The organism is Streptomyces sp. NPDC034670 (assembly GCF_055574875.1).
In genome coordinates, this window is sequence record NZ_JBVITR010000104.1 from 1 (window position 1) to 7490 (window position 7490).

The window sequence follows — 7490 nt, forward strand, 5'->3', positions numbered from 1 at the left end:
CCTCCAGCACCGCCAGCTCCCGGAAGAACAGCCGGGACAGCTCACGGGCGTCCCGGGGGGCGACCTGGCCGGGATCCACGACCTCCGGCAGCCCGCCCACGGTCTGAGCTCGGTCGGTCCCCGCCATCGTCGACGTCACTGTTCGCCTCCTGTTCGGTCGGCCCCGCTCGGGCTCCTGTTCGACCGGTCCCCTCGGGCGCCGGTTTCCCCCGCTTACCCCGGTCGGCGCACAGCACACCCACCGATTCGGCGACTTCTCCGGAGGACGTCACCGACGCCGGTTCCGCAGCAACCGCACGAGGGCGAAGACCACGGTGAGCACGGCGGCGACGACGAGGAACGCCTCGCCCCAGACCGGCAGGTCGACCCCCGCCCCCGGAAAGGACACCATCACCTCGCGCACCTCCGTCCCGTGTCCGGCGCCCTCGTCCCTCATCCCTCGGCGATGACGACCGCCGACGCCACCCCGGCGTCGTGGCTGAGCGACACGTGCCAGGACCGCACGCCCAGCTCGGCGGCCCGGGCCGCGATCGTCCCCCGGACCCGCAGCCGCGGCTGCCCGCTGTCCTCGCACCACACCTCGGCGTCGGTCCAGTACAGCCCGCTGGGCGCCCCGAGCGCCTTGGCCAGCGCCTCCTTGGCGGCGAACCGCGCGGCCAGCGAGGCGACACCCCGCCGTCCCCCGCCGGGGAGCAGCAGCTCGCTCTCCACGAAGAGCCGCCGGGCCAGCCCGGGCGTCCGCTCCAACGACGCCGCGAACCGCTCGATCTCGGCCACGTCGATCCCGACTCCGATGATGCTCATGCGCAGCACCTTACGAGTCCGCGGCCCGGCGGGGCGCCGAGCGCCGGGCGGGAGGCGCCGCTTCCCCGCGCCCGTGACCCGGCGGGGGACGGGTGTCCTCCCTCCCCCCCCTGTCATGCCCGGGGAACTCCCCCCGCTGACACGCGAAGAGCCCCGGCCGTCGCGCCGGGGCTCTTCGCGTCCGTCCCGCCGTCCCGGGTGGGACCGGCGACTGCCGCCCTACCAGCGGTACCAGCGGCCACGCCTGCCGCCCGTGCCCGCCGGACGGACGAGGAAGCCCAGCAGCCACACCGCGAGCACGATGACCGCGACCCACCACAGGGCCTCCATCGCGAAGCCCGCGCCGAACAGGACCAGCGCCAGCAGAAGAACCAGAAGAAGGGGAACCATGTGTATCAACCTCCGGTCCTTCGGGTGCCCCGGCGCCTCCCGCACAAGCCCTCCAACTCCACGTTCGTTTCACATTTTTGAGGGAATCCGCACACGCCCGGCCGGCGCGCCCGGCGGTCCCGGGAACCCCGGGGGCGGGGCACTACAGGGTGTCGCCGGCCCCGATGCACTTCGCCCCGGCGGGAATCCGGGCGACGGCCTCCCTGAGTTCCACGAGAATGCCGCCGACGTCCTCGCGCGGGCCGTCGTAGGCGACTTCCACCGCCGGGGAGCGCCCGTAGGTGGTGAGAACGCTCACCCCCTCCGCCTTCAGGGTCCGTTCGTCCAGGACCCAGTCGACGCCCTCGGCCGTGAGGCAGAGGTCGGTGGTGGGCTCCGGTGTGTCGACCCCGCAGCGGAGCACCAGGGAACGGCCGCCCCACGCGGCGACGCCGTCGCCGAGGACCCAGTCGCGCGACTTCGAGCCGACCTCGTCGGGAACCCGGTCGACGACGTCGGAGCACCGCGCGTCCCCGCCGCGGGGGGCGGAGCCGATCGTGCGGGAGTCGACCACCAGGAAGGCGGACGTGACCACCGCCGCGACGGCGACGGCGATCGCCGCCCGCGCCGGGGTGAGCACCCCGCGCAGGGTCCGCCGGCGCGGTTCTTCGACTTCTTCATCGTGATGCATGACAACCGTGACCGTGAGGAGCACCCGGCCCGGAACCGGGAGGACGCAGGCTTCGCGCCCCCCTCATCCTTCACCACCCCGGCCGGGCCCCGCACACGCCCCCCTCCGCGGACCCCTCCCGCGTGACCGGCGCCACCGGGCGGCCGGCGCCCCGCGGGCCTACTCCACCGTCACCGACTTCGCGAGGTTGCGCGGCTGGTCGACCTCGTTGCCCCGCGCCGTCGCCAGCTCGCAGGCGAACACCTGCAGCGGCACCGTCGCCACCAGCGGCTGCAGCAGGGTGGGCGTGACCGGGACGCTGATCAGGTGGTCGGCGTACGGGGCGACCGCCTCGTCGCCCTCCTCCGCGACGACGATCGTCCGGGCACCGCGCGCCCGGATCTCCTGGATGTTGGAGACGATCTTGTCGTGGAGGACGGAGCGCCCCCGGGGCGAGGGGACGACCACGACGACCGGCACGTCGTCCTCGATCAGGGCGATCGGCCCGTGCTTCAGCTCGCCCGCGGCGAAGCCCTCCGCGTGCATGTAGGCGAGCTCCTTGAGCTTGAGCGCGCCCTCCAGGGCCACCGGGTAGCCCACGTGCCGGCCGAGGAACAGCACCGTGTCCTTGTCCGCGAGGGAACGGGCCAGCTCCCGCACCGGCTCCATCGCCCCCAGGACCCGCTCCACCGCCGCGGGGACCGACGACAGGTCCCGCACCACCGCGCGGATCTCGTCGCCCCACTTGGTGCCCCGCACCTGCCCCAGGTACAGCGCGACCAGGTAGCAGGCGACGAGCTGCGTCAGGAACGCCTTGGTCGAGGCGACCGCCACCTCCGGGCCGGCGTGCGTGTACAGCACCGCGTCGGACTCGCGCGGGATCGTGGAGCCGTTGGTGTTGCAGATCGCGAGGACCTTGGCGCCCTGCTCGCGTGCGTGCCGCAGGGCCATCAGCGTGTCCATGGTCTCGCCGGACTGGGAGATGGCGACGACCAGGGTCTGCTGGTCGAGGATCGGGTCCCGGTAGCGGAACTCGCTCGCCAGTTCCACCTCGCACGGGATCCGCGTCCAGTGCTCGATGGCGTACTTGGCGATCAGGCCGGCGTGGAAGGCCGTACCGCAGGCGACGACGACGACCTTGTCGACCTCGCGCAGGACGCCCGCCGGGATCCGCACCTCGTCCAGCGTCAGCGAACCGGCCCCGTCGACCCGCCCGAGCAGGGTGTCCGTGACCGCCTTCGGCTGCTCGGCGATCTCCTTGAGCATGAAGGAGGCGTAGCCGCCCTTCTCCGCGGCGGAGGCGTCCCAGTCGACGTGGTAGGAGCGGACGTCGGCCGGGCTGCCGTCGAACCCGGTCACCGTCACCGCCTCCCGGCGCAGTTCGACCACCTGGTCCTGGCCCAGCTCGATCGCGGACCGCGTGTGCGCGATGAACGCGGCGACGTCCGAGGCGAGGAAGGCCTCGCCCTCCCCCACGCCCACCACGAGCGGCGAGTTGCGCCGCGCGCCGACGACGACGTCCGGCGCGTCGGCGTGCACGGCGACCAGGGTGAACGCGCCCTCCAGTCGCCGGCACACCAGCCGCATCGCCTCGGCGAGGTCGGCGCAGGAGGAGAACTCCTCGGCGAGCAGGTGGGCGACGACCTCGGTGTCCGTCTCGGAGGCGAGGTCGTGGCCGCGCTCGGTCAACTCGGCGCGCAGGGCGGCGAAGTTCTCGATGATGCCGTTGTGGACGACGGCGACCCGGCCCGCGTTGTCGAGGTGCGGGTGGGCGTTGGCGTCCGTCGGACCGCCGTGGGTGGCCCAGCGGGTGTGGCCGATGCCGACCGTGCCGGTCGGCAGGGGCCGTTCGGCCAGCTCCTTGTCCAGGTTGACGAGTTTCCCGGCCCGCTTGGCCGTGGCCAGGCCGCCGTCCGCCAGCACGGCGACACCCGCCGAGTCGTACCCCCGGTACTCCAGCCGCTTCAGGCCCGCCGTCACGACGTCCAGCGCCGACTGCGACCCCACGTATCCCACGATTCCGCACATGCCCGGCAGCCTACGGCCCGTCAGCCGCCAAAAACGGCCTCCGCCTGCCCGAAATCGGAAATTCCCACCGGCGTACGAACCCGTTCGCACCCCCGCCCGCCCGCGGGCGTCCCGCGGTCCCGGCTAGGGTCCTGTCCGTGGAAGAAACCCGGGGAGACGAGATGGTGGCCGTTCCCGCGGGGCGGGTGGTCCTGTCCGACCGCCGGACGCGGAGCAGCCGGACGGTCGACGTCGCGGCGTTCGAGCTGGCGGCGTTCCCGGTCACGCAGGCGCTGTACGCGGAGGTGACGGGGCGTCGGCCGAGCACCGCGCGCGGCGACCGGCTGCCCGTCGAGGGGGTGTCGTGGTGGGACGCGGCCGCGTTCTGCAACGCCCTGTCCCGCGCGGAGGGGCTGACGCCCGCGTACCGCCTGCGGCCCGACGACGGGGCGGCCGGGTGGGACGCCTCCGCCGACGGGTACCGGCTGCCGACCGAGGCGGAGTGGGAACACGCCTGCCGCGCCGGGACCGGGGGTCCGCGCTACGGCGGGCTCGACGAGGTCGCCTGGTACCGGGGCAACTCCCGGGGCCGGATCCACGCCGTGGGCGGCAAGCGGCCCAACGCGTGGGGCCTGTACGACATGCTGGGCAACGTGTGGGACTGGTGCTGGGACCTCTACGACCCCGAGGTGTACGGCGCCTACCGGGTGCTCCGCGGCGGCGGGTGGTTCGACGAGCACTGGAGCTGCCGGGCCTCGGTGCGCCGCCGCAGCCATCCGACGTTCCGCATCGACGACGTCGGCTTCCGCCTGGCCCGCTCCGGCCGGCCCGCGGCCCGGTGAGCCGGGGTCCGGGGCCCGCCGCGCCCCGGGCCCGGCGACGGCGGAGGGGCCCGGGCATCCGCCCGGGCCCTCCGTCCGCGTCCGCCGTGCGGCCGGGTCAGCCGAGCTTGGCGACCTGCGCGTCGACGATCTCCGCGGGGACGTCGAAGTCCTCGCCGGTGGCCGCGGAGGCGAGGTTGACGGCGCTGAAGGACACCAGGGTGGCGCCCTTGCGGACGACGACGATCTTGCTCGGCGCCTTCACGCCCTCCTCGGCGGCCAGGGTCAGGGTGACGGCGGTGCCCTCGTCGCCGCCTCCGGGCGCGGTGGTCGTGGCGGCCTTGAGGAACTGGAGCTTCTCGCCCGCCACGGTGGCCGTGAAGCCCCCGGCGCACTTCTCGGCGGCGGTGGTCAGGCCCTTCATCGCCTGCTCGGCCCCGCCGTCCTCGTAGGAGGCGAGGTTGATCAGCATCTTCTCCATGTCGAGGGCGGCCAGCAGGGCGTCCTCGGAGGCGAGGTCGCCGGAGGGCTTCTCCGGCTCACCCGTCCACGACCGCTTCACGGACGCCGCGGGCTCGCCCTGCGCCACCGCGGCCTGGGCGTGGACCAGCGGGAGGCAGGCCTCGTCGTCCGCCTTCACCTGGTCCTTGGTGAGGTCCTCCACCGACTCGAGCTCGGTGGCCACCTTGCCGCTCTCGACGTCCGCCTGGGCCAGCGCGGCCTTCTCCAGTTCGGCGGCGGTGAGCGCCCCGGCCGCCGGCGCGGCCGGGGCGGAGGCGGAGGCGTCGGCCTTGCCCTTGCCCCCGTCGCCCTTGCCCCCGTCGTCGGAGCCGCCACAGGCGGTGGCGAGGAGGGCGAGCGCGGCGGCTGAGGCGACGAGCACGGTACGGCGGACGGCGGTGTGCTTCACGATGGGCTCTCTCTTCAATTCCGCGGAGGACTCCGCGATGCTGTGCGGGCACCGTACACACGGCCTCCACACAAATGATCACCAGGTGATCACCCGGTATGCGACCGTGACAGCCGCGTGATCTCGCTCCGCGGCGACGCCCCCGCGCGGACACGGCCCGGTGCCCCGCGCGGGCCGGGCGTGACCCACTCCACCCCCCGTCCCGTTCGAACTCCGTTAACAATGGACTGTGATTTCTCCGGCCCCCTCGATGTCCCGGGGCGCCCACCGGCAGCGGCCGGAGGCGACTCCCTACCTCGACCTCACCCGTGCCGAGTGGAGCGCGCTGCGCGACAAGACGCCGCTGCCGCTCACGGCCGACGAGGTGGAGCGGCTGCGAGGTCTCGGTGACGTCATCGACCTCGACGAGGTGCGGGACATCTACCTCCCGCTGTCCCGGCTGCTCAACCTCTACGTCGGTGCCACCGACGGGCTCCGGAGCGCGTTGAACACCTTCCTCGGCGAGCAGGGCTCCCAGTCCGGCACCCCCTTCGTCATAGGGGTCGCCGGCAGCGTCGCCGTCGGCAAGTCCACGGTCGCCCGGCTGCTGCGCGCCCTGCTGTCCCGCTGGCCGGAGCACCCGCGCGTGGAGCTGGTGACCACGGACGGCTTCCTGCTGCCCACCCGGGAGCTCCAGGCCCGCGGCCTGATGTCGCGGAAAGGTTTCCCCGAGTCGTACGACCGCCGCGCGCTCACCCGCTTCGTCGCCGACATCAAGGCCGGCAAGGACGAGGTCACCGCCCCCGTCTACTCCCACCTCATCTACGACATCGTCCCCGGCGAGAAGCTCACCGTGCGCCGCCCGGACATCCTGATCGTCGAGGGGCTCAACGTCCTCCAGCCCGCCCTGCCCGGCAAGGACGGCCGCACCCGCGTGGGCCTCGCCGACTACTTCGACTTCAGCGTGTACGTCGACGCCCGCGCCGAGGACATCGAGCGCTGGTACCTCAACCGCTTCAAGCGGCTGCGCGAGACCGCCTTCCAGGACCCGTCCTCGTACTTCCGCAGGTACACCCAGGTCTCCGAGGAGGAGGCCCTGGACTACGCCCGCACGATGTGGCGCACCGTCAACCGGCCCAACCTGGTGGAGAACATCGCCCCCACCCGGGGCCGGGCCACCCTCGTCCTGCGCAAGGGCCCGGACCACAAGGTGCAGCGCCTGAGCCTGCGCAAGCTCTGACCCGGCCGCCGCCCCCGGTCAGGGGCGGGACCGCAGGTGAGTTCTCACCGGGCCGGTGAAGGAGTCCTCCACCGCCTGCCGGTGCCCCGGGTCCGTCCCGGGCGTGGACCCGGGGCGCGGGTGGGGCGTGTCGAGTGCCTCCCGGATCCGGGCGGCCACGTCCGGTTCCGGCGACGACACCGCCGGCCCGCCCGCCGCGGATCCGCCCGCCGCTGCGTCCCGCGCCGGCCCCTGCGCCTGCGGGGACCCCGCGTCCGGGCCCGGGCGCGCCGCCGCCGCGGCCCGCCACGCCTCCGCGTCGGACACGGCCCGCCGCACCGCCTCCGCGTAGGCCGCGTCCCGCAGCGCCTCCCGGGCCGCCCGTTCCTGTGCGGCCGCCTGCTGCGCCACGGTCGCCGCCCCCCGGCCCCCGTCCCACGTCAGAGCGGCACCGGTCCCGGTCGTGTCGGCCCCGCCCGGCCGGTGGCCTACAAGGGCCTGGCCCACGGAGGTCCCGCCGCGATGACATCGGTCACCTGGCGAGGGGACCGGCGGATCCAGCCACGAGCCGAACCCGGCCGGTGGGGCGGTGGGGACCCGCCTCCCCGCCCCACCGGCCGGGGGAAGCGCGAACAGGACGTGGGGGGGGGGGGGGGGCCCCCCCCTCGGCCCTCCAGGGGGAGGGAGGGGGGAGGGAGTGGACCACCCCTA

Annotated in this window: 9 protein-coding genes and 1 pseudogene; 2 read left to right on the forward strand and 8 right to left on the reverse strand. The window is 74.2% G+C overall.

The window, feature by feature from the left end; genetic code table 11:
- From ACZ56B_RS32355 to glmS, 6 genes and pseudogenes are all read right to left on the reverse strand, one after another.
- Positions 1 to 127 (reverse strand): annotated as a pseudogene (locus ACZ56B_RS32355) (RNA polymerase sigma factor SigF); the annotation flags it as partial.
- A gap of 141 nt (positions 128 to 268) precedes the next feature.
- Positions 269 to 436, reverse strand: a complete 168-nt coding sequence (locus tag ACZ56B_RS32360) for a hypothetical protein (protein WP_468798518.1) — start codon at positions 434 to 436, stop codon at positions 269 to 271.
- Positions 433 to 804, reverse strand: a complete 372-nt coding sequence (locus tag ACZ56B_RS32365; protein ID WP_468798521.1) for a holo-ACP synthase — start codon at positions 802 to 804, stop codon at positions 433 to 435. Before ACZ56B_RS32365 ends, ACZ56B_RS32360 begins: the two co-directional genes overlap by 4 nt.
- A gap of 219 nt (positions 805 to 1023) precedes the next feature.
- Positions 1024 to 1194 carry a hydrophobic protein gene (locus ACZ56B_RS32370; RefSeq protein WP_081237786.1) on the reverse strand — a complete coding sequence of 57 codons (171 nt, stop codon included), beginning with the start codon at positions 1192 to 1194 and terminating at the stop codon, positions 1024 to 1026.
- Between the two features lie 142 nt (positions 1195 to 1336).
- Positions 1337 to 1864 (reverse strand): DUF3515 family protein, encoded by a 528-nt coding sequence (locus ACZ56B_RS32375; RefSeq protein ID WP_468798524.1) that lies wholly within the window; start codon positions 1862 to 1864, stop codon positions 1337 to 1339.
- A gap of 159 nt (positions 1865 to 2023) precedes the next feature.
- Positions 2024 to 3871 carry a glutamine--fructose-6-phosphate transaminase (isomerizing) gene (gene glmS / locus ACZ56B_RS32380; RefSeq protein WP_468798527.1) on the reverse strand — a complete coding sequence of 616 codons (1848 nt, stop codon included), beginning with the start codon at positions 3869 to 3871 and terminating at the stop codon, positions 2024 to 2026.
- Positions 3872 to 4032: 161 nt separating this feature from the next.
- On the opposite strand from glmS, the gene ACZ56B_RS32385 reads away from it, so the two are divergent.
- Positions 4033 to 4692, forward strand: coding sequence for a formylglycine-generating enzyme family protein (locus ACZ56B_RS32385; RefSeq protein ID WP_468798536.1), 660 nt, complete (start codon positions 4033 to 4035; stop codon positions 4690 to 4692).
- A gap of 97 nt (positions 4693 to 4789) precedes the next feature.
- On the opposite strand, the gene ACZ56B_RS32390 is transcribed toward ACZ56B_RS32385, so the two are convergent.
- Positions 4790 to 5581, reverse strand: coding sequence for a hypothetical protein (locus ACZ56B_RS32390; protein ID WP_468798530.1), 792 nt, complete (start codon positions 5579 to 5581; stop codon positions 4790 to 4792).
- 250 nt (positions 5582 to 5831) lie between these two features.
- Between ACZ56B_RS32390 and coaA the strand changes: the two genes are divergently transcribed.
- Positions 5832 to 6800, forward strand: coding sequence for a type I pantothenate kinase (coaA, locus tag ACZ56B_RS32395; RefSeq protein WP_468798539.1), 969 nt, complete (start codon positions 5832 to 5834; stop codon positions 6798 to 6800).
- 18 nt (positions 6801 to 6818) lie between these two features.
- Here coaA and ACZ56B_RS32400 read toward each other — a convergent pair whose 3' ends face one another.
- Positions 6819 to 7190, reverse strand: coding sequence for a hypothetical protein (locus tag ACZ56B_RS32400; RefSeq protein ID WP_468798533.1), 372 nt, complete (start codon positions 7188 to 7190; stop codon positions 6819 to 6821).
- Positions 7191 to 7490 lie beyond the last annotated feature (300 nt).

Excerpts from the sequence above, each read along its gene's own strand:
- ACZ56B_RS32375 (WP_468798524.1), bottom strand. The coding sequence starts at position 1,864 with ATGCATCACGATGAAGAAGTCGAAGAACCGCGCCGGCGGACCCTGCGC.
- ACZ56B_RS32370 (WP_081237786.1), bottom strand. The coding sequence starts at position 1,194 with ATGGTTCCCCTTCTTCTGGTTCTTCTGCTGGCGCTGGTCCTGTTCGGC.
- ACZ56B_RS32365 (WP_468798521.1), bottom strand. The coding sequence starts at position 804 with ATGAGCATCATCGGAGTCGGGATCGACGTGGCCGAGATCGAGCGGTTC.
- coaA (WP_468798539.1), top strand. The coding sequence starts at position 5,832 with ATGTCCCGGGGCGCCCACCGGCAGCGGCCGGAGGCGACTCCCTACCTC.
- ACZ56B_RS32385 (WP_468798536.1), top strand. The coding sequence starts at position 4,033 with ATGGTGGCCGTTCCCGCGGGGCGGGTGGTCCTGTCCGACCGCCGGACG.
- ACZ56B_RS32360 (WP_468798518.1), bottom strand. The coding sequence starts at position 436 with ATGAGGGACGAGGGCGCCGGACACGGGACGGAGGTGCGCGAGGTGATG.
- glmS (WP_468798527.1), bottom strand. The coding sequence starts at position 3,871 with ATGTGCGGAATCGTGGGATACGTGGGGTCGCAGTCGGCGCTGGACGTC.